This window comes from Symbioplanes lichenis (assembly GCF_030709675.1).
Lineage (GTDB): Bacteria > Actinomycetota > Actinomycetes > Mycobacteriales > Micromonosporaceae > Actinoplanes > Actinoplanes lichenis.
The window spans coordinates 104,422-129,950 of the sequence record NZ_JAUZQD010000001.1 but is presented as its reverse complement, the minus strand read 5'-3'; the positions used below and the strand labels follow the sequence as shown (position 1 = coordinate 129,950).

Genomic DNA, 25,529 nt, shown 5'->3' with positions numbered 1-25,529 from the left:
CTCCTGCGCCTATCGTGTAGATAGGGAATGAGGAGGAGTTCATGCGGCGTACGGTGGCAGTGGTGGGCGGCGGGTGTTCCGGCGTCCTGACGGTCCGGGAGTTGCTGCGGCGGGGCGAGGACGACGTCGTGCTCGTCGAGCCGGGGGAGCCGGGCGGTGGGGTCGCCTACGGGCACGCGCGGCCCTGGCACGTCCTCAACTCGCGGGCCGGGGCGATGAGCGCCGATCCCGACGACCCGGGCCACTTCGTGCGCTGGTCGGGGGCGGCGCCGGGCGAGTTCCGGCCGCGCGCCGAGTACGGGCGCTATCTGCGTACCGTCCTGGACGAGGCGGCGGCGGACCACCCGGGCCGGCTGCACCTGCGCCGCAACCGCGCGACGGCCGTCCGCGGGGGCACGGTCCTGCTCGACGACGGCACGGACATCCGGGCCGATCACGTCGTCCTCGCCACCGGTGGTCCGGCGTCGGCCCGCCCGCGCCTGGACCACCCGCGCTACCTGGACGACCCGTGGCAGCCCGGCGCCCTCGACGCCCTCCCGCCCGACCGGCCCGTGCTGCTCGTCGGCACCGGCCTCACCGCCGTCGACGCCGCGCTCACCCTCACGGCGGACGGGCGCCGGACCGCCCCGGTCGTCGCGATCAGCCGCCGGGGGCTGCTGCCCCTCACGCACACCGTCGACGCCGCCCCGCCCGCGGCGCCCGCCCTCGACGACTGCGCGACGCTGCGCGACGTCGTCCGGGCGGTGCGCTCGGCGACGGCGGAGGCGGGGGACTGGCGGGCGGTGGTCGACGGGCTCCGGCCGTACCTGGATCAGTTGTGGACGGCCCTGAGCCCCGCCGAGCAGGACGCCTTCCTGCGGCATCTCGCCCGCACCTGGGAATGTCACCGGCACCGCATGGCGCCGGAGATCGCCGCGCGGGTCGTCGCGCTGCGCGAGGCGGGCCTGCTGGAGATCCGCCGCGGCGGGGTGGCGGCCTGGCCGGGCCTCGGCGACTACGCGGCCGTGGTCAACTGCGCGGGCCCGGGCAAGCTGCCGGGCGCCGCCGGGCCGCTGGTCCAAGACCTGCTTTCCTCGGGTACGGCCACCGTGGGCCCGCACGACCTGGGACTCGCCGTGGATCCGGCGGGCCGGGTCATCGGGGCGGACGGCCGCGTGAACGAGCGGCTGTGGCTCATCGGGCCGTTGCGCCGCGGCTCCCAGTGGGAGACGACAGCGGTGCCGGAGATCCGCGCGCAGGCGCAACGACTGGCGCGCGAAACGCGTTCCGAGCATCCCGACTTGGTGATAGCCCCGTGATATGCAACGGTCGTTTCCGCAGCTCAGAGCCGCTTTGGCGGCCGTCGAGGCGGTAGGGGCGGCTCTTGTCGACGCATTGAGTTCTCTCAATACTACGGATGGCACGAGGTGCGCCGGACATGCCCGGTGCACCCCCCATCCCCCTGGGAGGACCCTGTGCGTAACCCCGGCACCAAGCTCGGCCGACCGATCGTCGGCCTGGCCGCCGTCCTGCTCGCCGGCAGCGCGTTCGCGTCACCCGCGACCGCGGCCTCATCGGCGGCCGCCCCCGCCGCCGACCAGTCCCTCGCCTCCTCGAAGCTGGCCAGCACGCTGAACGCCCAGCTCGGCACCAAGACCGCCGGGTCGTACGTCGACTCGTCCGGCAAGCTGGTCGTCAACGTGACCGACGCGGTGACCGCCGCCTCGGCGACCGCCGCGGGCGCCTCGGTGCGCTACGTGAAGAACTCCGGCGCCGCCCTGGCCGCCGCGGAGACGACCCTGAAGACCGACCTCAAGACGCCCGGCACGTCGTTCGCGATCGACCCGGTCACCAACAAGGTCTCGGTCCAGGCGGACGCGAGCGTCACCGGCGCCAAGCTGGCCGAGGTCAAGGCCACCGTGGCCAAGCTCGGCGACAAGGCCTCCTTCGAGCAGGTCCCCGGCACGCTCTCCACCCTCATCTCGGGTGGTGACGCCATCTACACCGGCGGCTCGCGCTGCTCGCTCGGCTTCAACGTCCGCAGCGGCAGCACGAACTACTTCCTGACGGCGGGCCACTGCACCAACGCCGGCACGACCTGGACCAACGGCTCGACCACGCTGGGCACCCGCGCCGGCACGAGCTTCCCGGGCAACGACTACGGCATCGTGCGCTACACGACCACCAGCGTGACGATCAGCGGCGCGGTCGGCTCCCAGGACATCAGCTCCTCCGGCACCCCGGCGGTCGGCACCGCGGTCACCCGGCGCGGCAGCACCACCGGCATCCACTCCGGCACCGTCCAGGCCCTCAACGCCACGGTGAACTACTCCCAGGGCTCGGTCTCCGGCCTCATCCGCACCAACGTCTGCGCCGAGCCCGGCGACAGCGGCGGCCCGCTCTACCGGGGCACCGTCGCCTACGGCCTGACCTCGGGCGGCAGCGGCAACTGCTCCTCCGGCGGCACGACCTACTTCCAGCCGGTCGTCGAGCCGCTGAGCGCCTACGGCGTGGCGGTCTGGTGACCCTCTGATCCCTCTCGTGAGGCCCCGGCGCACGCGCCGGGGCCTTACGCACTTTCAGGTGCCTCCTTCCCGGCGGGCGGCGGCCGACGCACAGTGGTCGCCATGACAACATCTCTTCCCGGCGGCACCTGGACCCTCGGCGACCTGACCGTGACCCGGTTCGGCTACGGCGCCATGCAGCTCGCCGGCCCGGGGGTCATGGGCCCGCCCGCCGACCCCGGCGCGGCCCGCGCGGTGCTGCGCGAGGCGGTCGCGCTCGGCATCACCCACATCGACACCGCCGACGCGTACGGGCCGCACGTCACCAATCAGCTGATCCGCGAGGCCCTGCACCCGTACCCGGCGGCGCTGCACATCGTCACCAAGGTCGGCGCCCACCGTGACGAGCAGGGCGGCTGGCCTCCCGCCCGCGACCCGGAGAGCCTGCGCCGCGCCGTGCACGACAACCTCGACCGGCTCGGCCTCGACGTGCTCGACCTGGTCAACCTGAGGCTCGGCAACGCCCTGGGCCCGGTGCCCGAACCGGTCGCCGAGGCCTTCGGCACACTGGTCGAGCTGCAGCGTGAGGGCCTGATCCGGCACCTCGGCGTCAGCAACGCGACGCCGGAGCAGGTCGCCGAGGCCCGCGCGATCGCCCCGATCGTCAGCGTCCAGAACATGTACAACCTCGCCCACCGCACCGACGACGCGCTGATCGACGAGCTCGCCGCCGCGGGCATCGCCTACGTGCCCTTCTTCCCGCTGGGCGGCTTCAGCCCCCTGCAGTCGTCCGCCCTGGACAGCGTGGCCGCCCGCCTCGGCGCGACACCGATGTCGGTCGCGCTGGCGTGGCTGCTCCAGCGCTCACCCAACATCCTGCTCATCCCGGGTACGTCGTCCGTGGCCCACCTCCGCGAGAACATCGCGGGCGCCGGCCTCCCCTTCTCCGCCGGCGACATCGCCGAGCTGGACAAGATCGGCGCCTGACCCCGTCGCGGGCCTCATCAGCCCGCTCGGCCGCCGCGGATGTTGGTAATGTTGGAGCCTTCGATACATCGCCAACATCGGAGGTGCTGATGGCTGTCACGCAGATCGACCTGGACGACGAAGCGCTCGCCGAGGCCATGCGGTTGTCCGGGGCGAAGAGCAAGAAGGAAACCGTCAACCTCGCACTGCGCGAATATGCCGCTCGCCACCGGCGGATCGCGGCTCTCGATCACTATGCCGCTGCCGCGCGGGACTGGGACTACGAGGGCTGGCAGGAGATGCACGCGGCCGGCAAGGTGCCGGGCGAGTGATCAGGTATCTCATCGACTCGTCGGCCCTCTGGCGCATCCTCCGCGACGACACCTTGCGTAAGGCGTGGGGCGGCACGGTCTCCGATCACGCCATCGGCTCGTGCCACCCGCAGCGCACGGAGTTCCGCCGCTCGGCCCGCAACCTCGGCGAGTTCGAGCAGATGACCATGATGTTCGCCGATCTCTATCCGGACGTCGCCGTGCCGAAGAGCGCATGGCAGTGGATTGGTTCGGCTCAGTATCGGCTGCTCCGCGCCGGGGCTCACCGAGCCTTGTCCTGCGTTGATCTGCTGCTCTGCTCCTGCGCGGCCATCGGCGGCCTGACCGTTCTGCATGATGACAACGACTTCGCCGGCGCGGCCCGTCATCTGCCTGATCTGGCCGAGCGCCGAGTTCACGACGTTCCGGCGACCTGACGCCGGGCCCGGTCGTCCGGCAAGTATGCGGAAGCGGGGGCTCGTGGGCACTGGACTGTCCCGAGGCCGCCCGGGGCCGTCTTGGTGCAGGACAGCCCGGACAGCGGCGGCAGCGGGGCCGGGACGGCAGCGGCCGGGCCCGTAGCCACGGTCACTTCATGGTTCCCGTACCTATGAATCGGCAGGACCGGCCACGGCCTCAACGACGGCAGCGGGCTGGAGGGGCACGGTGATCGTGGTCTCGGCGTTCGCGACGGTGAGCCGGACCGTGCCGTCCTCGGCGGTCGTGGCCGTGACCGTCGCGTCCTCGCCGGGTACGGCCGAGAGCATCGTCGCCACCAGGTGGCGCAGCGGCGCGGGGTCGGCGCGGACGTGCGGCAGGTCACCGGGGGTGACGTCCGAGAGCTCGCGCACCAGCGCGGCCAGGTCGATCTCCGGGGGCTCGGCGCCGGGCGGGGTGAGGAAGCTGCCGACCAGGGCCTGCTGGGCGCCGAGGGAGCGGTCGAGCTGCTCGGCGACCTCGGCGGCGATCTCGCGGTCGGCGCGGGCGGTGGCGGACATCTGCAGGTACATGAGGATGCCGAACATCGTGGCCAGGGTGGCGCCGGCGATGACGACGACCATGTCGGTACGCCCGGCGTTCGGCAGCAGCGCCTGATAGCTCGCGCCGCTGCGGAGCACCCATTGGCGCTCGCCGGCCGAGAAGTTGGACGTGTAGCGGAACGCGGCGTTGCCGTTGCGCACCACCGCGGCCACCTCGGCCAGTTCGCCCGAGCCGGAGCGGGTCAGCAGCTGGACGTCGAGGTCGTTGCCGGCCGTGGCGAGCGACAGGCCCGTGGCGATGAGATCGCGGGCGGCCACGTTGAGCACCAGGAAGCCCTCGGCGCCCGTGACCGGGGCGACCACGTCGAAGGACAGCTGCTTGTCGGTCCCGTCCAGCCGGACGTAGGCGTCGGAGATGGCGATCGTCTTCTCCTTCGCGGCGACCTTCGTCACGTCGACGACTGCCTGCGCGGCGCCCTGGTCGGCGCCGACGGGCGGGGCCTTCTGGTCGGCGAGGCCCGCGGTGAAGACCGGATAGAGGTGTTCGCGCAGGCCGGCCGGCCCGGGCTGCTTGGTGAACCCCGTGGCGCCGCGGGCCCGCCAGCGCGTGGTCAGGCCCGGACTGTCGGGGACGACGAGCGACAGCGCGCGTACGGCCGTGAGCTCCTGCGCGTCCACCGCCGCGGCGAGCTTGGAGAAGGCGCCGGCCGTCGGCTCGGGCAGGGCGGTGAGCGCGGCGGCGGTCAGGCGCACGGCGTCGGAGTAGCGGCCGAGCTCATTGACGACCGTGGTCTGCACGGCGGCGCTCGAGGCGGCGAGGCGGGCCTGGGCGCTGCGCTCGAGGGCCCCGCGCAGCCGCACGCCGAAGCCGAACGACACCGCCACGCCGCCCAGGATGATGATCAGCGAGAAGAACGCCGCCCAGGGGCGCGACCACCCGCTGTTCCGCTCTCCCGCCACTCGTACCAATTTAGCCGTATTTGGAGCAGCTTGAGAGGCTTACTCCTCGGCGGCGTCGACCCGCTCCTGGCCGCGCCGGCGCAGCATCTTGAGGCCGGGCAGGCCGACGATCGCCAGGTGCAGGTCGTTGGTCACCTCGAGCAGCGAGTGCAGGTCGGGGCCCACCTGGTCGAGCTTGTTGAGCAGCGGCAGCACGTCGTCGGTCAGGTGCTCGCGCAGCTGCGGCAGCTGGTCGATCATCCGGATCGCCGCGGTGACCTCTTCCGGCGTGAGGTCCTCGATGAACCGGGCCAGCAGGGGCGCCGCCTTGCGCAGCGTCGGCGCGTAGCCGTCGAGCAGCTCCCGGCTCTCGCCCACCGCCGCGCCGGCCGCGCCGATGACGGTCTTGGTCTCCGCGACCGCGCCGCCGGCCTGGCTGATGATCGCGCGCGTGTCGGTCACGGCGGTCTCGGCGTCGGCGCTCACCCGGCCGACCCGGCTCACGATGGCCTCGGCGCCGGTGGCGACCTGATCGGCGCGGGAGATGATCGCCTGGGCGCTCGCCACGGCGCTCTCGGCCTCGCCGGCCACCCGCTCGACCCGGTCGATCAGGCTCTCGGCCCGCTCGGCCAGCACGGTGATCCGGCTCACCAGGAGCTCGGCCTGGCCGAGCAGGCCCAGCATCCGCACCGGCACGGTGGCCGCCGAGGCCGCGACCTCCACCGCCTGACCTGCCGCGTCACGCGTCAACCGGACCAGGGAGGCAGGGGTGGGAAGCAACGCCATGACCCCATTGTGCCCCGGCCCATCCATCACTAACCGTGTTGACCGGTGCGCCTAACGTGCGAGGGTTTGAACATCACCGGGGTGGGAGGGCAGTATGCACGGGTGCGGCGTTCTCGAATCGTGATTTTCGTAGTGGCTGCAGTGGTCATCCTGGGCGGTGGATCTCTCATCGCCCTCGGCCTGCGCGGCGACGGTGGCGGCTCCGGCGGCGGGCTGCTGCCCAGCTCACTCACGCTGGGTGACGACAGCCCCACGCCCTCGGCGTCCCCCTCGCCGACCGGCCCGACCCCCGAGGAGCTGGCCGCCGCCGCGCGCGCCAAGCAGGTCAAGGCGCTCGACAAGGCCCTCAAGAAGCTCGACGCCGAGTCCCCCGAGTTCTCGGTCGCCGTGCTCGACAAGACCACCGGCGCCAGGTACGCCTACCGCGGCACCGAGAAATACGAGACCGCGAGCATCGTCAAGGTGCAGGTCATGGCGTGCATGCTCCTCGAGGCCCAGGAGAAGGACCGCGACCCCACCTCCGGCGAGATGGCCCTGGCCAAGCCCATGATCCGGCTCAGCGACAACAACGCCACCACGTCGCTCTTCTCCCACCTGGGCGGCCGCACCGCGATCAGTGCGTGCAACAAGAAGCTGGGCCTCACCCAGACCACGGTCAGCAGCTCGTGGGGCCTGACCAAGACCACGGTCAACGACCAGGTCAAGCTGCTCGGCGAGCTGGTCGACACCAAGGGCCCGCTCGACGCCGCGTCGCGCAAGACCGCCTTCGGCCTCATGAACTCGGTCGACGACACGCAGACCTGGGGCGTCCCCGCCGCCGGCAAGACCGGCGAGACCACCACCGTCAAGAACGGCTGGCTCTCCCGCTCGACCGACAACAACCTCTGGATCATCAACACGGTCGGCCGCATCACCGGCGACGACGACACCAACGTCTCGATCGCCGTCCTGTCGCACAACAACCAGTCGATGGACAGCGGCATCAAGCTGGTCGAGAAGGTCGCCAAGCTGACCCGCACCTACCTCAAGTACTGATTCTCTGAGTACGGGAACCATGAGGCGACCGTGGCTACGAGCCCGGCCGCTGCCGTCCCGGCCCCGCTGCCGCCGCCGTCCGGGCTGTCCTGCACCAAGACCGCTCGGGGCACACCCGGCGGGAGAAATGGCGCAAAGGGTAGCGCTACGTATATAGCGACATGGACACACCGCAACCCCGCTGGTACTAGTAGGGCGTGCTGAGGGCCTTGGAATGGTTGGTGCTCGGCGGTGGCAGCGCCGCCGCCATGGTCTACGGTGTGCGCCGGCACCGGCCCGCCCGGATCGGACCGTGGCTGCTGCTCGCCGGGGCGATCCTGGCGAGCACGGCCGGCGACGTGCTGACCGCGCTCGGCCGGACCGGGGCGGCGGACGTCTGCTTCTACGTCATGTTCGTGCTGGTCGCCTGGAGTCTGCTGCGGCTGACCCGGGCCGGGGCGATCTTGGTCGACCGGGCCCGGCTCATCGACCTGCTCGCGCTGGCGTGCTCGACGCTGCTGGTGGTCTGGGTGTTCGTCGTCGGGGACGCCGGCCGGATCGGGGACGTCTCCGGGGCGTACGTCATCGGGGCCCTGCTGCTGCTCGCCGTCGTCGCCCGCCTGCTGGTCGCCGTGGGCCGCAACCTCTCGGCCGTGCTGCTGGTCGTCGGCGCGACGGGGGTCCTGGTCAGCGACATCGTGCAGCCGCTGTGGCCGGGCCGGCTGAGCGAGACCGGGTTCGTGGTGCTCTATCTGGCCTGGGGCGCCGCCGCGCTGCACCCGTCGATGGTCCGGCTGACCGAGCCCGCGGTGCCGCGCCCGGGCCCGTGGCGCGGGCGCTGGGCGGCCCTGCTGGGCATCTCCGCCGCCACCCCGCCGGTCGTGCTGCTGATCGAGGCGCTCAACGGCACGGTCGGCGACGGTGTGGTGATCGCCGTGGCCGGTGCCGTCACCCTGCTCCTGGCGATCACGCGGCTGACCGACTCGGTGACCCTCAACGCCCGGGCCCTCGCCCGGGAACGCGCCCTGCGGCAGGCGAGCGCCGCGCTGGTCGCCGCGGCCGACCCGCCGGCCGTGGACCAGGCCGTCCGGGCCGCGGTCGCCCAGCTCATGCCGCCGAGCGCCGTCCGCAGCACCGTCTTCGCGACCGACGACCGCCGGCCCGCGCCCGAGGCGGCGCCCGGCTCACCGCGCCGCAGCTGGTGGACCGAGGACTCGGACCACGACTACCCCACGCTGGTCTGCCCGCTGTGGCTGGAACCGCTCGCCGTCGCCCGGCCCAGCGGCGGCGCGCTGATCCTGGTGGGCCGCCGCGACACCCTCACCGCCACGCGCGACACCCTCGAGGTGCTGGCCGGTCAGGCGGCGCTCGCGCTGGACCGCATCGCCCTGGTGGAGGCGGTCGGCCGCCGCGACAGCGACCTCTATCTGCGCGCGGTGATCAGCAACAGCACGGACATCATGGTGGTGATCGACGAGGACCAGCGCATCCGCTACGCCAGCCCCTCGCTGCGCGAGCTGCTGGGTGCCGGCGACCTGCCGCCGCTGGCGACCCTGGGCGACCTGGTGCACCCGGACGACCGCAACCAGCTGCGCCAGGCCTTCCAGGGCTCCGGCGACGGCGTGGTCTTCTGCTCGCTCGTGCGGGCCGACGGCAGCCAGGTGCCGATCGAGGCCACCTATCGCGACCTGCGCGCGGATCGCCTGGTCCAGGGCTTCGTGGTGACCATGCGAAATTTCACCCGGGGCCGTGAGCCCGGCGAGCAGCGGCCCCGGCGCGACACCCTCGATCAGCAACCGGCCCGCGTCAACCGGCGCAGCGCCCGGCACAAGTTCCGTTACTAGCGCTTTTCCTAGCGCAGGAACAGCAGCTGGCCGGCGATGAGGATGTCGACCACACCGCACCATCCGCGACGTCGCCGCGGACCGGCGCCACGTCGATCCGGACATCGCCGCCTCCGCGCTCACCGAGGACGCCTGTCCCCTCGACGACCGCGAGCTGGAGGTGCTCCGGGCGGCCCGCTCCGGCGCCGCCGTCCAGGGAATCGCCGAGCAGGTTCACCTCGCGTCCGGCACAGTCCGCAACTGCTTGTCCGCCGCCATGACGAAACTCGGGGTCAGCTCGCGCCACGTGGCTGCCCACCGCGCCTGGGAGGAAGGCTGGATATGAGCCGGGTCAGGAGGGGGTGGGGTCGGCCTCGGCGGCCCGGGCGTCGCGGGCGGCCCGGCGGCGGTTGACCAGGCTGACGATCTGGGTGACGAGGACGACGAGGATGACGGCGGCGATGACGCCCTGCCAGGGCTCGGGGAAGATCGAGCCGCCCGCGACGCCGATGCCCGCGTAGACGATCGACCACAGGGCGCAGGCGGGCAGGTTGGCGACGACGAACGTACGCCAGGGCAGGCCGAGGAAGGCCGCCGCCAGCAGGACCGGGACGCGGCCGCCGGGCAGGAGCCGGGAGACCAGCAGGACCGGGATCTGGCTGTGGTGGAGGCGCTCCTTGACGGCGGCCAGGTGCTCCTCGTCGCGGAGCCAGCGCAGGCGGCGGGCCAGCTTCTCGCCGCCGGCGCGGCACATGGCGTACATGACGAGGTCGCCCACGTACGCGCCGGCGGCGCCCGCGGCGATGGTGAGCACGATGAGGAGCGGATGGTTGTGGAAGGCGAGGGCCGCGGCGCCGCTGACGGCCGCTCCCGTGGGGACGACCGGGACGATCGCGCCGAACGCGACGACCAGGAACAACCATCCCAGAGTTCCTAGTTCGGCCATGTGCTCGATTCAACCGTGAGGGTCTCGCCCGGCGCGAGCACCCGGACGTGGGTGTCGGGGCTGGTCGTGGCGGCCACGCGGGCGAACTCCGCACCCGGCCCGGAGAACATGTGCGGCCGGACGCGGCCCATGCCGATCGGCCAGAAGGTCCCGTAGTGCACCGGCACGGCGTAGGCCGCCTTGACCCGGCGCAGGGCCTCGGCGCCGTCCGCCGCGTCCAGGTGGCCCTCCGCGCCCAGGGTGGGACCCCAGCCCCCGACGGGTACGAGCGCCAGGTCGAGCGGCCCGAGCTCGCTCATGCCGTCGAACAGGCCGGTGTCGCCGCCGTACCAGGTGCGGGCGGCCCCCTCGACGACGAAGCCCATCGCCTGCGACTTCATGCGGGACCAGGGCCCGCGGTTGCCGTCGTGGGCCGCCGGCACCGCGCGCACGCTGACGGCGCCGACCGTCGTCTCGTCGCCCGGCTCCAGCTCGACGCAGCGGTCGGCCCACGCGCGGCCCAGGCCCTTGGCCACGAAGTCGACAGTGCCGCGCGGCACGACGAGCAGCGGGGAGCCGGGCACGGTCTTGAGCGACGGCAGGTGGAAGTGGTCGGCGTGCAGGTGCGAGACCAGCACGGCGTCGGGGGCCCCGGGCAGCGCAGGCGTGGGGCCCGCCATCCGGCGCAGATGGAACAGGCGATCGGTGAGCAGGGGGTCGGTCAGCAACGAGACCCCCGAGTCGGCCAGCCACATGGTGCTGTGCCCCCACCACGTGACCCTGATTGCGCTCACTCGACCACCTTAAGCTGCCGCTTCAGGGACAGGCCGCACAGGCGGGCGTACAGGTGCTGGAGAGGTTTGGCCGCCGGGCCCAGGGCGCGCATCGGCAGGCGGGCGGGGCGGCTGAACGAGCGGATGGTCAGCCAGGTGCCGCCGGCGTCGCGTTCCACCACGAACGACTCCTCGCCGCTGGCCTGGTGCCCGCGCAGGGTCCCGTACGCGAAGCCTGCGAGATCCTGCTCCTCCCGCACCCAGACCACCTGGCAGGGCGCGTGGATCGGGCCCCGGCCGACGACCGCGCGGACGCCGGGGGCGGCGCGGCCCGCCGAGGCCCGGATGCCGGTGCCGGTGCCGCGCTGCATGGCGAACGTGAGCACGACCTCGGCCGCCCGGCCGAACGCCGCCGCCGGGCCGACGCGCACGCGGTAGCGCAGGTGGCGATACCCGCCCGGGAACGGGTCGCGCAAGGTCGCCCCCACGTCGGGGTACGTGAATCCGGAAGTTGTCACCCCCTCGATCTTCCCTCAGGTTTCGGAACCCAACCTCCGGGGGCACACTGGCGCCCGTGACTGGACCCCGCTCCGCTGTCGTGTACAACCCGGTCAAGGTGACGGATCTCGACCTGCTCCGCCGGACCATCAACGAGGGCCTCGCGCAGGCCGGGTGGCCCGAGCCCGAGTGGCTCGAGACCAGCCCCGAGGACCCGGGCCGCGGCGTCGCGACCAAGGCGATGGAGAACGGCGCCGAGCTCGTCTTCGTCTCCGGCGGCGACGGCACGGTGATGGCCGTCGTCGACGCGCTCGCCGGGACGGACGTGGCATTGGCCGTGCTGCCCGCGGGCACCGGCAATCTGCTCGCCGCCAACCTCGGGCTGAGCACCGACGCCGCCACGGGCGTGCAGGTGGCGCTCGAGGGCGGCCGCCGGCGCATCGACGTCGGGGTGGCCGGCGAGCAGAGCTTCGTCGTCATGGCCGGCATGGGCTTCGACGCGCAGATGCTGGAAGGCACGTCCGAGACGGCGAAGAAGCACGTGGGCTGGATCGCGTACGTGGGCGGGGCCTTGAAGCACCTGAGGGACCGGCCGATGCGCGTGATCATCTCGCTCGACGGCAAGCCGGCCCTGCACCGGCGCCCGCGCAGCGTGATCGTCGGCAACGTGGGCCGGCTCCAGGGCGGCGTGCGGCTGCTCAGCGAGGCCGACCCGGCCGACGGGAAGCTCGACGTGGCCATCCTCAGCCCCCGCTCGCTGGCCCAGTGGGCCGCGCTGGGCTGGGCCGTCGTGCGCAACCGGGAGCGGATCCCGGCCATGGAGACCTACACGGCGGCCAAGGTGGAGATCCGCAGCGCCCGCCCGCAGCCCCGCCAGCTCGACGGCGACCTGATCGAGCCGGGCAAGAGCATGTCGATCGGCGTCCGGCACCGGGCACTGCTGCTCTGCGTCCCGCAGCCGGACAGCGACCCCGACCTGGCCTACGACGCCTCCGCCGCCGACCGCGCCGCGGAGGAGGTGCGCGCGGCGGCCGAAGAGGGTAAATAACTCGCATGAGCAGCACGGAACCGGTCCCGGAAACCCGGTGCATGTCGGGGGACGAGCTGTCCGCCGACGACGCCTTCCTCGCCCTGCGTCACTACGGGCGGTGGCCGCTGGTCCGCGACGCCTTCGTCCGCTTCCGTTACGGCGACGGCTTCAGCCACTCGCGGGCCCTGGCGTTGCAGCTGTGCCTGGCGATCGTGCCCTTCCTCATCGCGCTCTCCGGTCTGGCGACGGACCTGGGGGCCGAGGAGGGCGGGCAGGTCGTCGCGGACACGGTGCTGGCGATGACCCCCGGCGCCAGCGAGTCGCTGGTCCGGGACCTGCTCAACGAGGACGACTCCACCGAGGACGCCGGCGAGGTCGCGCTCTGGGTCGGTCTGATCACCGGCCTGGTCGCGCTGACCACGGCGATGGCCCAGATCGAGCGCGGCGCCAACCGCATCTACGGCGTCGAGCGCGACCGGCAGGCGATCAAGAAGTACGCCCGGGCCGCCGTGCTCGCCGTCGTGGCGGGGCTGCCCGCGCTCTTCGGCTTTCTCCTGCTGGTCGCCGGGCACGCCACCGGCGACTCCATAGCCCAGCAGTCCCACTGGGGGGAGAGCTTACGTACCGTCTGGACAATCGTCCGCTGGCCGCTGAGCCTCGCGCTGATCGTCTTCCCGGTGGGGATCCTCTTCCGGTACGCGCCCCGGCGCCGCCAGCCCGGCCTGACCTGGCTGCTCTTCGGGGCCGCGCTGTCCACGATCCTGTGGTGGGCGACGAGTCTGCTGCTCGCGGGGTACGTGCTCGTCAGCGACGGCTTCGGCGCCACGTACGGTCCCCTGACCGCGATGATGGCGCTCCTGCTGTGGGCCAACCTCACCGGCATCGCGATCTTCCTCGGGCTGGCCTTCGCGGCGCAGCTGGAGGCGCAGCGCGTCGGCGTCACCGAGCCCGCGTTGCAGGACCGCTGGGAGCCCGGCGACGACGAGCTGAAGACCTTCGACGGCGAGGATCCGATCACCACGCGCAAGCGCATCGAGATCCTCGGCGGCAAGCCCGTCCCCGCCCCGCGTGAACCCGGTGTGAGCGCCGAGCCGAAAGGGTAAAAGCCGCCTGCCGACGAGCGAGCAGGAGTGATGATGACCGATACGGTTACCGCTGATGAGGGCCGGGTGCACCGCCGGGTCGGCTGGGGGCCGGTCCGGCACTTCACCGAGCGCAGTCTCGTGGGTCTGCTCGTGGTGGCGGCCCTGGGGCTCGGCTTCGGGCTGCTCCTGCTGCTGGTGCGTTTCCACTGGGGACCGTTGCAGGACCTCGACCGGTCGATCGCGCAGGGGCTGAACGACCTGGTCGCCCCGCACCCGCCCGTGGTCACGGTGCTCAAGACGATCGCGGACCTCGGCGGCCGTACGATCATGATCTGGCTCGTCACCGTCGCGGTGGTCCTGCTGCTGATCCGGCGGCGCACCCGGCTGGCGGTCTACCTGATCGTCACGGGCGCGGGCGGGCTGCTGCTCGACCCGTCGCTCAAGACGCTGGTCGGCCGGCTGCGCCCGGTCGTGGACGTGCCCGTGGCGACCGCCCCCGGCAACAGCTTCCCCAGCGGGCACGCGCTCGGCTCGATGGTCGCGTACGGCTCGCTGCTCCTGGTCTTTCTCCCCGCCGTCCCGCCGCGCTGGCGCAAGGCCGCGATCGGGCTCGTCGCGCTGATCATCGTGCTGGTCGGCGTCACGCGGATCTCGCTGGGCGTGCACTACCTGTCCGATGTGCTCGCCGGCTGGCTGCTGGGCGCGGCGTGGCTGGTCGTCACCGCGTACGCCTTCCGGGTCTGGCGCCGCGAGACCGGCCGGCGCGCCGCGCCGCTCACCGAAGGTCTCGAACCGGAGGCCGCGCACGACGTCAAGCCGGCGCCCGACGAGGAGCGCCTGCTCCCGCACCCGCTGGCCGGCGTCGCCGAGCTGATCGTCGGCTGGGTCTTCACCTTCGGGCTGCTCTACCTGGTCGGGTGGACGCTGACCAACGTCGCCGCGGGCACCGCCTTCGAGAACGCCGACAACGGCGTGGTGCAGTGGCTCCAGACCTTCCGCACGCCGACGCTTGACGACATCAGCTACGGCTGGAGCAAGGCCGGCGACACCCACGCGATCACACTCGTCTCGCTGGTGTTCCTCCCCCTCGCCCTGGCCCTGTGGCGGCGGTGGCGGCCGGTGCTGTTCGTGGTGCTGGCCCTGTTCGGCGAGCTGAGCCTCTTCCTGAGCAGCGCCGCCGCGGTGGGCCGGCCCCGCCCGCCGTACGAGCAGATGGACGGCCAGATGCCGACGTCGTCCTTCCCGTCCGGCCACATCGCCGCGACCATGTGCCTCTACGCCGCGATCGCCGTCCTGTGCTTCCCCCGCGTGCGGGCGTGGTGGCGGTGGGCCTTCGTGGCGCTCGCGGTGATCATGCCGGTGGGCGTGGCCCTGTCCCGCATGTACCGCGGCATGCACCACCCGACCGACGTCCTCGGCGCGTGCCTGCTGACCGCCTGCTGGATCACGCTGCTGTGGTGGGTCGTCAAGCCCAACGAAGACCTCGCCGAGGGCAACCGGGCCGATGCCGGGGAGCTGACCGAGCGCGACGCCCACAAGGACCTGACCGAGGTGCCGGCCAGGTGAAGCTCCTCACCTGGAACATCAAGACCGGCGGCTCCGGCGGCCGGCTCGACGCGGTGCTGACGCTGCTGGCCCGGGAACGGCCCGACGTGGTCGCGTTGCAGGAACTGCGTGACTTCCATCGCCACGACGGGGCGCGGATGGCCTACCTGGCGTCCGCTCTCGGCATGACGGCGGTGCTGGCCCCGTCGCTCTTCGGTCAGCCGGTGGCCGTCCTCGTGCGCCCACCGCTGCGGGTGTCCGAGCGGTCAGCGGTGCGGTGGCGATTGCACCACGCGGCGGCTGTTGCCACTATCCCCACCGGGGGCGGTGAACTGACTGTGGTCAGCACGCATCTCAACCCGTTCCGGCCGTACCGGCGGCTGCGCGAGGCCACCTGGCTCGCCCACCGCTACCGCGCCCCGCTGACCGTCATCGCCGGCGACCTCAACTCGCTCGACCCGGACACCCAGCACCGCGAGCGCCTGGCCCGGCTGAGCGAGCTCTACCGGCGCCGCCACCTCGGGCCGGACGGCCAGGTGGACACCCGGGCCGTCGCCGCCTTCCGCGCGGCGGGCTTCCAGGACCTCTGGCGTACGGCCGGCAGCGGCGACGGTCTCACCGTGCCGACCAGCAAGGGCGGCGGTCAGGAGTTCTCCAACGCCGGCATGCGCCTCGACTATCTGATGGCCCGGCCCGCCCTGGCCGCGAAGGCCGCCGACGCCCGCGTGATCCGGGGCGACGAGGCGGAGTGGGCCTCGGACCACTATCCGCTGGCGGTGACGTTCAGAGGTCTGTGACGACCCGGTCCCGGCCTTCCCGCTTCGCCACGTAGAGGTTGCGGTCGGCCAGGGAGAGCAGGGCGGACGGGGAGCCGCGGCCGTCGTCGGAGGTCGTGACGCCGATGCTGGCCGTGACCGGCAGCGTGCCCGTGACCGGCTCCCAGCCGTGGTCGCGGATCAGCCGGCGCAGCCGCTCGCACTGCTCGGCCGCCTCGGCCGCGCCGGCCCCGGGCATGATGACCAGGAATTCCTCGCCGCCCATCCGCGCCGCGACCATCGGGCCGGTGGCGAACTCGGCGAGCAGCTCGGCGACCTGCTGCAGGACGGCGTCGCCGGTGCTGTGCGAGAGCCGGTCGTTGATCTGCTTGAAGTGGTCGAGGTCCACCATGGCCACCGAGATCGGGCTGCGCCGGACGAGCGCCTCGCCGAGCAGGGCGGGCAGGCGCCCGTTGACGTACCGGCGGTTGTAGAGGCCGGTGAGCGCGTCGCGGTGGGCCATCTCGCGGAAGTGCTCGCTGGCCTGCCGGGCCTCGGTCGCCTCGAAGACGGCCTGCAACGCCCGGGCGCGGGCCTCGCTCTGCGCCGAGTGCAGCGCCGTCATCGCCCGGTGGAACGCGCGGTGCTCCTCGTACGCGAGCTCGAAGCGCCCCGTGGCGGCGTACAGCGCGGCCTGCTCCTCGCGCGCCTGGGCGCGTACCCGGTCGAGGCCGCGCTCGGTCGCCATGCGGGCCGCCGCGTCCAGGGCCTCCTGGGCCGCGGCATAGCGCTGGTCCAGCCGGCGCGCCTCGGCCAGGGTCAGCAGGCAGACGGCCGGGGCGTCGCCCTCGTGCATCTCCACCAGCGCCTGGTCGGCGTCGAGGACGACGTGCAGGATCTTCTCGACCGTGCCGTAGTTGCCGCTCATCATCTCGATGCGCGCGATGGTGTCGAGCTCCAGCGCGCTGAACCGCCGCCCGGCCCCCGCGAGCGCGTCGCGCATGTGCGTGACCAGCTCGCGTGCGCCGCGCTCGTCATCCTTCTCGTACGCGGTGTAGGCCATGTTGTTCAGGATGTTGAGCGCCAGCTCGGCGTCGCCGGCCGCGCTCGCCAGCTGCAGCGCCTCCCGGAAACGGCGGGCGCCCTCCTCGGTCGAGCCGCTCTCGTCCAGCGCGACGGCCAGCGTCATCAGGTGCCGCGCGCGGACGACGTCGGGCTCGTCGTCGGCGAGGTGCGAGTAGGACTGCACGGCGTGCGTCAGCCCCTCGGAGAGGTCACCGACCTGCCGGTAGAAGATCGACAGCACCCGGTGCGCCCGGGCCAGCAGGAAGGCGTCGTCGTGCTCGCCGGCCCAGGCCAGCACCTCGTGCGCCCATCGCCCGCCGCGCTCGGAGCGGCCCTCGCGGACGAGCACGTTCGCGCGCAGCAGCCGGGCGCGCATGGCCAGGTCCTCGTGCCCGAGCGCGACGGCCCGGCGCTCGGCCGTGGCGGCGGGCGCGGCGACGCTGCGGAACTTGGCGGTCGCCCGGCCCTCCAGCTCGACGAGGACGGCCTCGAGCTGGGCGCGCTCGGTCTCGCCGGCCGGGGCGGCGCCCCGGGCCCGGGGCACAGCTGTCTCCGTCGTCACCCGGACACCCCGCATCCGTCGAGGGGCCCCGGCGGGGTCCCGGCCATGCCTGACTATCGGTCGCGGGCCGGAGCACTGAGGTGCAAGCCGGGTGCGGATCGGTGGCAATCGGGAACTTCGCCGCCCCGCACCGCGACTGATGGACCAGGCGCCGTGCGTTCTCCGGTGCGGCGGGAAGCAGGCGCAGGCTGGCGCGCCGGCCGCTTTCCCGCCGCCGGCCCGCGCGGTGGACTGATGTCCCGTCCCCGACGTCAGGAGCGACCATGCACCGCCGGACCGTCCTCAGCGCCACCGCTCTTGTCCCCTCCGCCGCTGCTTTCTCCGCCTCCGCCGCGGCCGCCGCGCCCAAGGCGGGCTGGTCGCCCGAGCGGCCGTTCCGGGTGCAGATGGTGCTCTTCGACGGCGTGGCGGAGGTGGACTTCATCGGGCCCAACGAGGCGCTGACGATCGCGGGCTTCGCCACGGGCGGTGCCGTCGAGGTCAGCTATGTGACCAGCACCGTGCCGCGCACGATCCAGGCGCTCGGCGGCACCCGCGTCGTCGTGGGCCGGGGCTGGTCACCGCGCCAGGCCGACCTGCTGCTCGTACCCGGCGGCGGCCCGGCCGGACCCGACGAGCCCGGCGTGGCCCACGAGATCAAGAAGGGTCAGCTGCCCCGCGCCCTCGCGGCCGCCGTGCGGAGCAATCTCGTGATCGGCTCCGTGTGCACGGGCGCACTGCTGCTGGCCGCCGCCGGCTTGACGCGGGGCCGGCCCTGCAACACCCACCAGACGGTACGCGACCAGCTCGCCGAGAGCGGCGCCATCGTCAAGGACGCCCGGGTCGTCGACGACGGCGACCTGATCACGTCGGCCGGCAGCACGTCGGGCATCGACCTCGCTCTGCACGTGCTCGACCGCGAGTTCGGCCCCGACTTCGCGGTGATGATCGCCGGGGTCCTCGAGTTCGAGCCGCGCGGCACCGTGTGGACGGCCCGTGGGCGATAAACCCCACGTGGTCGCCGTCCTCGCCCTCGACGGGGTCGTCGGCTTCGACCTCTCGGTGCCGTGCCAGGTGTTCGGCAGCACGCGGCTGAGCGACGGCAGCCATCCCTACGAGATCCGGGTCTGCGGCGTGCGGCCGAGCGTCCGGTCGAGCGTGGAGGGCATCAGCCACTTCCGGATCGAGGCGCCGTACGACCTGACGGGCGCCGCGGACGCCGACACGATCGTGGTGCCGGGCGTGGCGATGCCGTGGCGGGCGCCGGAGGCCGTGCTCGCGGTGCTCCGGGCCGCCGTGGCGCGCGGGGCGCGTACCGTCTCGATCTGCACCGGGGCGTTCGTCCTGGCCCAGGCCGGACTGCTCGACGGGCGCCGGGCCACCACGCACTGGTGGGCCGCGCCCGACCTGCGCAGCCGGCACCCGGCCGTCGACGTGGACGCGGCGTCGCTGTTCGCCGGGGACGGCCGGATCTGGACCTCGGCCGGCGTCGCGGCCGGCCTCGACCTGTGCCTGCACCTGGTGCGCCGGGACTTCGGGGCGGACGTGGCCGCACGGACCGCCGGGTTCGTCGTCATGGCCCCGGTGCGCGACGGGGACCAGGCCCAGTTCGCCGCGCCGGCGCCGGCCGGGGACGGCGGCTCGCTGGCGGCGACGCTGGAGTGGCTGGAGGCGCACGCCGGCGAGACGGTCACGGTGGCCGACGTCGCCCGGCACGCGCGGCTGAGCGCACGGACGCTGACCCGGCGCTTCCGCGAGCAGACCGGCACGACGCCGCTGGCCTGGCTGCAGGCCGCGCGGCTGCGGCTGGCCCGGCGGCTGCTCGAGACCACCGACCTGCCGGTCACCGCGGTCGCGGCGCGGAGCGGGCACGGATCGGCGAGTGCGCTGCGGGCGCATTTCCAGCGAGCCTTGCGTACGAGTCCCGACCGGTACCGGCGCGCGTTCGGCGCTCGGCCGGGTGGTTCCTACCGGGACGTGCAGGCGGGGGTTGACGTCGCGACCCGGTCGACGCCGTAGACGACGGCGACTGTGAAGCAGTAGTCGACCTGGGCGTTGAGGCCGTAGACGACGTATTCCGCGGTGCCGGGGGCCAGCTGCTGGAAGGCGCGCTGCTCCTGACCGGCGCGGCCGCCGGAGATCAGGACGGGACCGTCGGCGTCCTTCGGATAGCGCCAGCTGAGGGAGACGCTGTCCCGGTTGTCCTTGATCTTCACGCCGTCCGGGGCGCCCTCGTCGGCGGCCGGGACGCTGGTGCGCGGCGGGACCGAGGCGGCTTCCGGAGGCCGGGCGGTGGCTGCGGCCCCGGTCGCCGGGCCGGCGGCGTCGCCCCGGGGGAGCGTCACGGCCACGATCGCGGCGGCGGCGGCGATGCCCGCGATCAGGACGGTGGCCAGGACGAAGGGCTGGCGGGCGGTGCGGTCGCGGCTCGCCCTTCCTCCCACTACCGGGAGACGCCGTTCCTCGTCGAGCGGGAGACCCATGTCGTCGACCACGGTGGTGCGGTGGTCGACGGGGGCCGGGCGGGGGACGTCGTCGGGGGTGGGCGGTTCGGTGCGGTGGAAGAAGGCGGGGCCGGGCGGGTATTCGTCGGGATGGTGCGCCGGCGGCGGGAGGGTGTCGGGCGGGAACGGGCCAGGCGGGGTGGCGGCTCTTGCTTCGTCGGCTTTTGTTTCGGCGGCTGTGGGGTCGGGCGCCGGCGGGTTGTGGGGCTCGGACGGCGCCGGCTGGTGGGGGATGGCCGGGGCCGGGGTGTCGGCGGGGAGGGGCTCAGCGGCGAGCGGCTGGGCGTCGAGGGGCTCAGCGGTGAGCGGCTGGGCGGCGAGGGCCTGGGCGACGTGGCCCTGGGCCGGCCAGCGGGGCGGGTCCGCCGGAGGTGGTGTGACGGTGGACGGCGCCTGCTTCGGGACGTAGACGGTCTGGGTGGTGGGGGCGGGTTCGGGCTCGTCCGCTTCCCAGGTCTCGGTGACGGTCGGGTCGATCCGCCTCGGGACCGGGGGACGAGGGGGGTCCACCGGGTGCGGGTCGCCGGGAGCGTTCGGCGGCAGGTCGTGGCGGGGCGAGTCGTTCGCCGACGGGACTGTGCCCTGCGTGGGCGTGAACACCGCGGGGGGCGGCATCGGGGCGGCGGGGGTGCGGGGGGCGGGTGCGGGCTGGTGGCGTACGGGATGGGTGGGCGGCGTGGTCGCGGGGGTGCGGGCGATCCCCCGGGTCCTGGGCCGCTCGGCCGCGTCGCCGGAGCCCGGACCGGTGGAGCGCTGCACGCGGCCGCAGACGTGGCGGCCGGAGGGGGCGGCACCGGCGAGCCGGGCGACCTGCTGGGCCAGCGGATGGTCGGCCGGGAGGTGGCGGGCGCAGAGCTCCTGGGCCCGGGTGAGATGGACGGTGGCCTCGGTGGTGCGGCCGCACTCGCGTTCCATGGCGCCGAGGCGGGCGAGCATCTTGATGCCGGCGGGGGAGGACTCGCCGTGGTGGCGGGCGTGGCGCGTCCAGGCGTCGTGCAGGCGGTTGCGGGCGGTCGTGCACTGGCCGGCGGCGTGCTCGGCGGTGGCCAGGTCGGCCTCGGCGGCGAGGACGCGCGGAGCGAGGGGACCGTCGTGCTCGGTCAGCCGGGCGACCAGGTCCCGATAGAGCGGGACGGCCCGGCCGTGGCTGCCCACCCGGTGCAGGACGGCCGCGTGGGTGGCCGCCGCGGCGATCGTGCGCTCGTCCGCCGGCCCGTGCAGGTGCTCCTCGGCGGCATGGGCGAAACCGGCCCAGGTCTGCGCCCCGTGCGCGTCGCCGAGGGCGATCAGGATGCGCGCCTGCAGGGCGGCGGCGAGGGCAAGGTCCGGCGTGGCGCGCTGAGGATCGGACGCCGCCGGGTCGAGCGCGCCGGCCAGGACGTCGCGTGCGCCGGTGAGGTCACCTTCGGCGGTGAGCGTCTGCGCCCGGGCGGTGGCTTCGGTGAGGGCAGGGGGCACGTGCCCCATAGTGCTTGGTCAGCCACGGTGGGTACAAGTCCTGTGCCGCGTCGCACTCGCTTCCCGCGCGCGTCGCACTCGCTTCCCTCACTGCACCGGACCCGATTTCCGCGCCGCGCCGCACCCGGTTTTTCCGCCGCGCCGCACCCGGTTTCTCCGCCGCGTCGCACCCGGTTTTTTGCGCCGCGCCGCACCCGATGAAAATCGGGCGGCCCGCACTGTCAAACTCAGGGATGACTTCCGACAGCCTCGCCGCCGTCACACGCGAGATCCTTGTGCGCCATCTGGAGACCTGGGCGCCCGCGGCCCTGCACCGGGGGCGCCGGGCCGCCTATGTGCACGGTCACGCCGACGCGGCGCCGGAGCTGGCCGAGGCGGCGCTGCGGGTCTTCACGGAGCAGTCCGACCTGGTGCGCGGGCGGGAGCTCACCATGATCGCCCTGGGCCGCGAGACGCCCCGGCTGCCCGAGCCGCCGCCCGCCGCCGGACTCACCCTGCACACGATCGGCGGGGGGACGGAGGAGCGGCTGGCCGTGGCGCTGAGGGCGGGCGGGGCGGTGCGCGTACCCCTGCTGGGCTTTGTGGACGCGAGCGCGACCGAGCCGCCCGGGCCGGCCACCCTGGCCGCCCTGGCGCGGGGCAAGCCGGCGGAGGCGCTGGTCGTGCTGCCGGTGGGCGCGTCCGCGGCGGACTTCCGCGCGGCGCTCCACGAGGCCGGGTTCCCGCTGGTCGCGGCGGTCGAGCTGGCGACGTCCGAGGATCCCGGACCGGCCATCGTGTACGCCACCACGCTCGGCAAGAGTCTCGAAGCGTTCAAGGACCTGCTGTGGGCCGTGGACGAGTTCGCCGGGGTGCGTTATCGCGACCCGGAGGATCCGGAGCGGCACCTGATGGACATCTCGCTCACCCCGCACCCGGGTCCCCTGCGCCGGGAGCTGCTGCGTCACCTCGAGTCGCACGGGGCGGCGACGGTGACGGAGCTGCGGACGTTCGCGCTGACGGACACGGTGTACCGGGCCGCGGACGCCACGCGGGTGCTCCACACACTGCTCGACGCCGGCACGGTGACGCGGGAGCCGGCGCACGGGCGGCTCGGCGGCGACGTGGTGATCAGCCTGCCGTGAGATCGGGCCGTCCCGGCGGCTCCGCATCTCGCGCCGGCTCGGGTTTTCGCGCAGGTCGGCGGGCTCGGGTTTTCGCGCAGGTCGGCGGGCTCGGGTTTTTCGCGCAGGTCGGTCGGCTCGGGCGCGGGGTCCGGACAGGCCGACGGCTCCGGGGCGGGGGAGGGTGCCGCCGGAGCCGTCGTGGTCCTGCCGCCGGTCATGCCTGGATGACCGGCGATCGTCGTGTCCTAGGAGCGGGAGGAGGACTTGTCCTGCTTCCACGACAGCGGGCCGGGCAGGTCGACGCGGTGCGCCTTGGCCTTGGAGTTCCAGGACCAGCGACCGATCTTGATCGTCCAGGAGGAGAGGCCGTTCTGCGTGAAGTTCAGGATCAGCGGGCCGAACTTCTTGCGGCTGCGGTACATGATGGCCATCGGTCTGTCCTTCCGGGAATCGCGAGTTGTCTCTCGATTTCCCGATGGCCGAATTTCTGAAACGCACCCATCGACGGGCGTGCCCGGGCCGGCCGCACTCCGGCGTGATCAGAGGGGTGCTGCCGCTCCGGTCGAGCGGGCGGGCGGGCCGCTCTGGCTCAGCGGCGGGCGGGGCGCTCTGGCTCAGCGGCGGGCGGGCCGTTGTGGGCGAGCAGGGCGCCGCCGCGTCAGCGGGGCTGCCAGGCGTCGGGGCGGGTCGTGAGCTTGCGGACGTGGGCCGGCATGCGGCCGCTGAGCAGCTCGGCCAGGCTGACCTCGTCGACGACCTCGCGCACGGCGGAGCGGACGGCGACCCAGAGGTTGGGCAGATTTTCGGCGGCGCCGGTGTAACGGGTCTCCTCCGGGCGCAGGCCGCGGACGCCGGCGAGCGGGCCGTCGACGGCGCGCAGGATCTGGCCGATCGTCACGTCGCGCGGGGGCTGTGACAATGTGTAGCCGCCCTCGGCGCCACGCTGGGCGCGGACGACACCGGCACGGCGCAGATCGGCCAGGACGGCCTCGAGGAACTTCCGGGGCATGTCCTGGTCCTGGGCGATGGCCTGGGCGGACATCAGGGCCGGGTAGGCGTGGGCCAGGCTCAGCGCCGCCCGCACCGCGTAGTCGCCACGCGCGGAGATCTGCACCACCCCATTCTGCCCCGTCCATGCTCGTCCGCCTCGCGCACCCCGGGAAAGCTGGGAATTCGGGCATCACACAGAGTGAATGGTTGTCACCCTTGCGTGGCGATGCGGCTTGTTGCGGGGTCGATCACCCGAGGAGCGACGGGCCGATCACTCGGGGGAGAGGCGCTGCGTGGGGATCCGGGTGCCCAGCTCGGGCGCGTGGCCGTCGACGGCTCCGGGCGTACCCCCGGCCGGGCTGATCGGCGCGGACGGCCCGCCGGTCGCGGCAGCGGCCCGGAACGCGCCGGGGCTCGCGCCGACCTCCCGGTGGAAGAACCGGCCGAAGTTCGTCGGCTCGCCGAAGCCGAGCCGCCGCCCGATCTCCGCCACCGACAGGTCGGTGCACGCCAGCAGCCGCCGCGCCTCGAGCGCGACGCGGTCGTCGACAACCTGCTTCGCCGTACGGCCGGTGACCGCCAGGCTCGCGCGCGTGAGCGTCCGCACCGAGCAGCCGATCCGTGCCGCGTAGTCCTCGACCCGGCGGCTCTCCTGGTGCCCGTCCTCGAGGTCGCGCCGGAACTGGGCGAACGTGCGCCCCTCCGACGTCGACACCGCCGCGGGGCTGTCGGCCGAGGTCAGCAACGCGATCCGGAGCAGCAGCACCGCGAGCTGGTGACGCAGCAGCCCGGCGGCGACCGGCCCCGAGGTGTGCCGGGTGCAGTCGACGCCCAGCTGGGCGACCTCGGTGATGACGGCGTCCTCGTCCTCGCCGGCCAGCTGCCAGCGGGCGGGGCCGGGCAGGTCGTCGACGGCGATGCCCGCGACCTCGGCCGACGACAGCAGCCCGGGGTCCCACGTGACGAGCGTCGCGTCGAGCCCCGGGTCGGCGCCGAAGCGGAGGGCCTGCCCCGGGCGCACCCAGACCAGCGTGCCCGGGCGGCAGGTGTGCGCCGCGAAGTCGATCTCCACGGTGCCGTGCCCGGCCGTGGTCAGCGCCAGCAGGTGATAGGGCAGTCGCCGGGGCTGAGGCGGCCCGGAGGCGAGGTCGGTCGAGGACAGCGTGCAGGTGCCGACGCCCGCCCACTGAGGGGCGGGGGCGGGCCTGCTGAGGCGCTGCGCAGTGGTGACCATCGAGGCGACGGTATCGGGCCTTGACCTGGGATGCACGCCCGGATCTCCAGGTGGGCGGAGTTCCGACAGACAATCCGGAAAGCAGCGCATTCCGGCGGACAAAAACGACTTCTCTTTCGTACGCAAAAAGAGCGACCCGCGTGGACCGGCAGTATCCACGCGGGTCGCCCCGTAAATCCCTTTGTCGCCCCCGGGTCCGTTCGGCCGGCGCCGGCCGGTCCGATCGACGCGGGTTATTGCGTGATCTCGTCGTCAGCGACCGGCGAGCAGCCGGTTGACGGCAGCGTCCACGTCCAGGTGATCGGACTCCCGGCCCCGCGGCACCACCACATAGGTGCGCCGGAGGAACCGGACCAGGACACTGCGCGGCACTTCGAACAGGGCGTTGCCGTCGGGTGACGACAGCGCCAGGGCCACGAAGTCGCCCCGCGGCGTGGCCCACGGCCACACCCGGACGTCCCCGATGCCCGCCGGCTCATCGAGCCCGGTCACGAGCAGTTCCCGTGCGAAGGACCAGCTCACGGCTTCCCCACCGGCTGATTCCGCATGGAACAAAACGTGTACCGCATACGGGTCGGCTGGGTCGTACCGCAGACTGGCACGCACGGGCAGGGCCGTGGCATCAGGCGCTACGAGCCGCAGCGAAGTTTCGACCTCGACGGTCGTTGGACGGATGGTACTCATGGACGAACTCCCCCCGGCACCGCTGCGAGGTGGG

Annotated in this window: 25 protein-coding genes and 1 pseudogene; 15 read left to right on the top strand and 11 right to left on the bottom strand. The window is 73.4% G+C overall.

Annotated elements, in window-relative coordinates:
- The first annotated feature begins 41 nt into the window (after positions 1–41).
- The 5 genes from RAN62_RS00580 (at position 42) to RAN62_RS00560 (ending at position 4,197) form a co-directional block, all read left to right on the top strand.
- Complete coding sequence (locus RAN62_RS00580) at positions 42–1,298, top strand: FAD/NAD(P)-binding protein (RefSeq protein ID WP_305782412.1); 1,257 nt, start codon at positions 42–44, stop codon at positions 1,296–1,298.
- 156 nt (positions 1,299–1,454) lie between these two features.
- Positions 1,455–2,504, top strand: coding sequence for a S1 family peptidase (locus tag RAN62_RS00575; protein ID WP_305782411.1), 1,050 nt, complete (start codon positions 1,455–1,457; stop codon positions 2,502–2,504).
- A gap of 102 nt (positions 2,505–2,606) precedes the next feature.
- Entirely contained in the window at positions 2,607–3,470 is an 864-nt protein-coding gene (locus RAN62_RS00570) for an aldo/keto reductase family oxidoreductase (protein ID WP_305782410.1), read from the top strand.
- 89 nt (positions 3,471–3,559) lie between these two features.
- Complete coding sequence (locus RAN62_RS00565; protein ID WP_305782409.1) at positions 3,560–3,781, top strand: type II toxin-antitoxin system VapB family antitoxin; 222 nt, start codon at positions 3,560–3,562, stop codon at positions 3,779–3,781.
- A complete protein-coding gene (locus RAN62_RS00560; RefSeq protein ID WP_305782408.1) occupies positions 3,778–4,197 on the top strand; it encodes a PIN domain-containing protein in 420 nt (139 codons plus the stop codon). The genes RAN62_RS00565 and RAN62_RS00560 overlap by 4 nt, the downstream gene beginning before the upstream one ends.
- A 171-nt stretch (positions 4,198–4,368) precedes the next feature.
- On the opposite strand, the gene RAN62_RS00555 is transcribed toward RAN62_RS00560, so the two are convergent.
- Both RAN62_RS00555 and RAN62_RS00550 read right to left on the bottom strand, forming a co-directional pair.
- Complete coding sequence (locus tag RAN62_RS00555; RefSeq protein ID WP_305782407.1) at positions 4,369–5,700, bottom strand: hypothetical protein; 1,332 nt, start codon at positions 5,698–5,700, stop codon at positions 4,369–4,371.
- A 39-nt stretch (positions 5,701–5,739) separates the two neighbouring features.
- On the bottom strand, positions 5,740–6,465 hold the full coding sequence (locus RAN62_RS00550; RefSeq protein ID WP_305782406.1) for a methyl-accepting chemotaxis protein: 726 nt from the start codon (positions 6,463–6,465) through the stop codon (positions 5,740–5,742).
- A gap of 132 nt (positions 6,466–6,597) precedes the next feature.
- Between RAN62_RS00550 and RAN62_RS00545 the strand changes: the two genes are divergently transcribed.
- From RAN62_RS00545 to RAN62_RS00535, 3 genes are all read left to right on the top strand, one after another.
- Positions 6,598–7,500: a serine hydrolase gene (locus RAN62_RS00545; RefSeq protein WP_305782405.1), complete on the top strand. Its 903-nt coding sequence runs from the start codon at positions 6,598–6,600 to the stop codon at positions 7,498–7,500.
- 197 nt (positions 7,501–7,697) lie between these two features.
- Positions 7,698–9,323 (top strand): PAS domain-containing protein, encoded by a 1,626-nt coding sequence (locus tag RAN62_RS00540; RefSeq protein ID WP_305782404.1) that lies wholly within the window; start codon positions 7,698–7,700, stop codon positions 9,321–9,323.
- 61 nt (positions 9,324–9,384) lie between these two features.
- The gene (locus RAN62_RS00535; RefSeq protein WP_369077137.1) at positions 9,385–9,648 is read left to right on the top strand and encodes a response regulator transcription factor; all 264 of its coding nucleotides are present in this window, start codon (positions 9,385–9,387) and stop codon (positions 9,646–9,648) included.
- 6 nt (positions 9,649–9,654) lie between these two features.
- On the opposite strand, the gene RAN62_RS00530 is transcribed toward RAN62_RS00535, so the two are convergent.
- The 3 genes from RAN62_RS00530 to RAN62_RS00520 are packed head-to-tail and all read right to left on the bottom strand — an operon-like array spanning position 9,655 to position 11,518.
- The gene (locus RAN62_RS00530; protein ID WP_305782403.1) at positions 9,655–10,248 is read right to left on the bottom strand and encodes a DedA family protein; all 594 of its coding nucleotides are present in this window, start codon (positions 10,246–10,248) and stop codon (positions 9,655–9,657) included.
- Positions 10,236–11,021 carry an MBL fold metallo-hydrolase gene (locus RAN62_RS00525; RefSeq protein WP_305782402.1) on the bottom strand — a complete coding sequence of 262 codons (786 nt, stop codon included), beginning with the start codon at positions 11,019–11,021 and terminating at the stop codon, positions 10,236–10,238. Before RAN62_RS00525 ends, RAN62_RS00530 begins: the two co-directional genes overlap by 13 nt.
- Positions 11,018–11,518, bottom strand: a complete 501-nt coding sequence (locus RAN62_RS00520) for a DUF1990 domain-containing protein (RefSeq protein ID WP_305782401.1) — start codon at positions 11,516–11,518, stop codon at positions 11,018–11,020. The genes RAN62_RS00525 and RAN62_RS00520 overlap by 4 nt, the downstream gene beginning before the upstream one ends.
- Positions 11,519–11,574: 56 nt before the next feature.
- Between RAN62_RS00520 and RAN62_RS00515 the strand changes: the two genes are divergently transcribed.
- The 4 genes from RAN62_RS00515 to RAN62_RS00500 are packed head-to-tail and all read left to right on the top strand — an operon-like array spanning position 11,575 to position 15,955.
- Positions 11,575–12,546, top strand: a complete 972-nt coding sequence (locus RAN62_RS00515; protein WP_305782400.1) for a diacylglycerol/lipid kinase family protein — start codon at positions 11,575–11,577, stop codon at positions 12,544–12,546.
- A 5-nt stretch (positions 12,547–12,551) separates the two neighbouring features.
- Complete coding sequence (locus tag RAN62_RS00510; protein WP_305782399.1) at positions 12,552–13,631, top strand: YihY/virulence factor BrkB family protein; 1,080 nt, start codon at positions 12,552–12,554, stop codon at positions 13,629–13,631.
- 33 nt (positions 13,632–13,664) lie between these two features.
- Entirely contained in the window at positions 13,665–15,179 is a 1,515-nt protein-coding gene (locus RAN62_RS00505; protein ID WP_305782398.1) for a phosphatase PAP2 family protein, read from the top strand.
- Positions 15,176–15,955, top strand: coding sequence for an endonuclease/exonuclease/phosphatase family protein (locus RAN62_RS00500; protein ID WP_305782397.1), 780 nt, complete (start codon positions 15,176–15,178; stop codon positions 15,953–15,955). The genes RAN62_RS00505 and RAN62_RS00500 overlap by 4 nt, the downstream gene beginning before the upstream one ends.
- On the opposite strand, the gene RAN62_RS00495 is transcribed toward RAN62_RS00500, so the two are convergent.
- Positions 15,942–17,540 (bottom strand): GGDEF domain-containing protein, encoded by a 1,599-nt coding sequence (locus RAN62_RS00495; protein WP_305782396.1) that lies wholly within the window; start codon positions 17,538–17,540, stop codon positions 15,942–15,944. The genes RAN62_RS00500 and RAN62_RS00495 overlap by 14 nt on opposite strands.
- A 263-nt stretch (positions 17,541–17,803) precedes the next feature.
- On the opposite strand from RAN62_RS00495, the gene RAN62_RS00490 reads away from it, so the two are divergent.
- Together RAN62_RS00490 and RAN62_RS00485 are read left to right on the top strand one after the other, a co-directional pair.
- On the top strand, positions 17,804–18,526 hold the full coding sequence (locus RAN62_RS00490; protein ID WP_305782395.1) for a DJ-1/PfpI family protein: 723 nt from the start codon (positions 17,804–17,806) through the stop codon (positions 18,524–18,526).
- Positions 18,516–19,538 (top strand): GlxA family transcriptional regulator, encoded by a 1,023-nt coding sequence (locus RAN62_RS00485; RefSeq protein ID WP_305782394.1) that lies wholly within the window; start codon positions 18,516–18,518, stop codon positions 19,536–19,538. The genes RAN62_RS00490 and RAN62_RS00485 overlap by 11 nt, the downstream gene beginning before the upstream one ends.
- Here RAN62_RS00485 and RAN62_RS00480 read toward each other — a convergent pair.
- Complete coding sequence (locus RAN62_RS00480; protein WP_305782393.1) at positions 19,487–21,481, bottom strand: fibronectin type III domain-containing protein; 1,995 nt, start codon at positions 21,479–21,481, stop codon at positions 19,487–19,489. The two genes, RAN62_RS00485 and RAN62_RS00480, sit on opposite strands and share 52 nt — an antisense overlap.
- A 233-nt stretch (positions 21,482–21,714) precedes the next feature.
- On the opposite strand from RAN62_RS00480, the gene RAN62_RS00475 reads away from it, so the two are divergent.
- Positions 21,715–22,605, top strand: a complete 891-nt coding sequence (locus tag RAN62_RS00475) for a hypothetical protein (protein ID WP_305782392.1) — start codon at positions 21,715–21,717, stop codon at positions 22,603–22,605.
- A gap of 227 nt (positions 22,606–22,832) precedes the next feature.
- On the opposite strand, the gene RAN62_RS00470 is transcribed toward RAN62_RS00475, so the two are convergent.
- The 4 genes and pseudogenes from RAN62_RS00470 to RAN62_RS00455 all read right to left on the bottom strand — a co-directional run bounded on the left by RAN62_RS00470 (position 22,833) and on the right by RAN62_RS00455 (position 25,495).
- Positions 22,833–23,018, bottom strand: coding sequence for a DUF4236 domain-containing protein (locus RAN62_RS00470; RefSeq protein ID WP_305782391.1), 186 nt, complete (start codon positions 23,016–23,018; stop codon positions 22,833–22,835).
- 227 nt (positions 23,019–23,245) lie between these two features.
- Positions 23,246–23,701 carry an RrF2 family transcriptional regulator gene (locus tag RAN62_RS00465; RefSeq protein ID WP_305782390.1) on the bottom strand — a complete coding sequence of 152 codons (456 nt, stop codon included), beginning with the start codon at positions 23,699–23,701 and terminating at the stop codon, positions 23,246–23,248.
- 124 nt (positions 23,702–23,825) lie between these two features.
- Positions 23,826–24,811 (bottom strand): annotated as a pseudogene (locus RAN62_RS00460) (helix-turn-helix domain-containing protein).
- Positions 24,812–25,063: 252 nt separating this feature from the next.
- Entirely contained in the window at positions 25,064–25,495 is a 432-nt protein-coding gene (locus RAN62_RS00455) for an SsgA family sporulation/cell division regulator (protein WP_014446635.1), read from the bottom strand.
- Between the last annotated feature and the right edge of the window lie 34 nt (positions 25,496–25,529).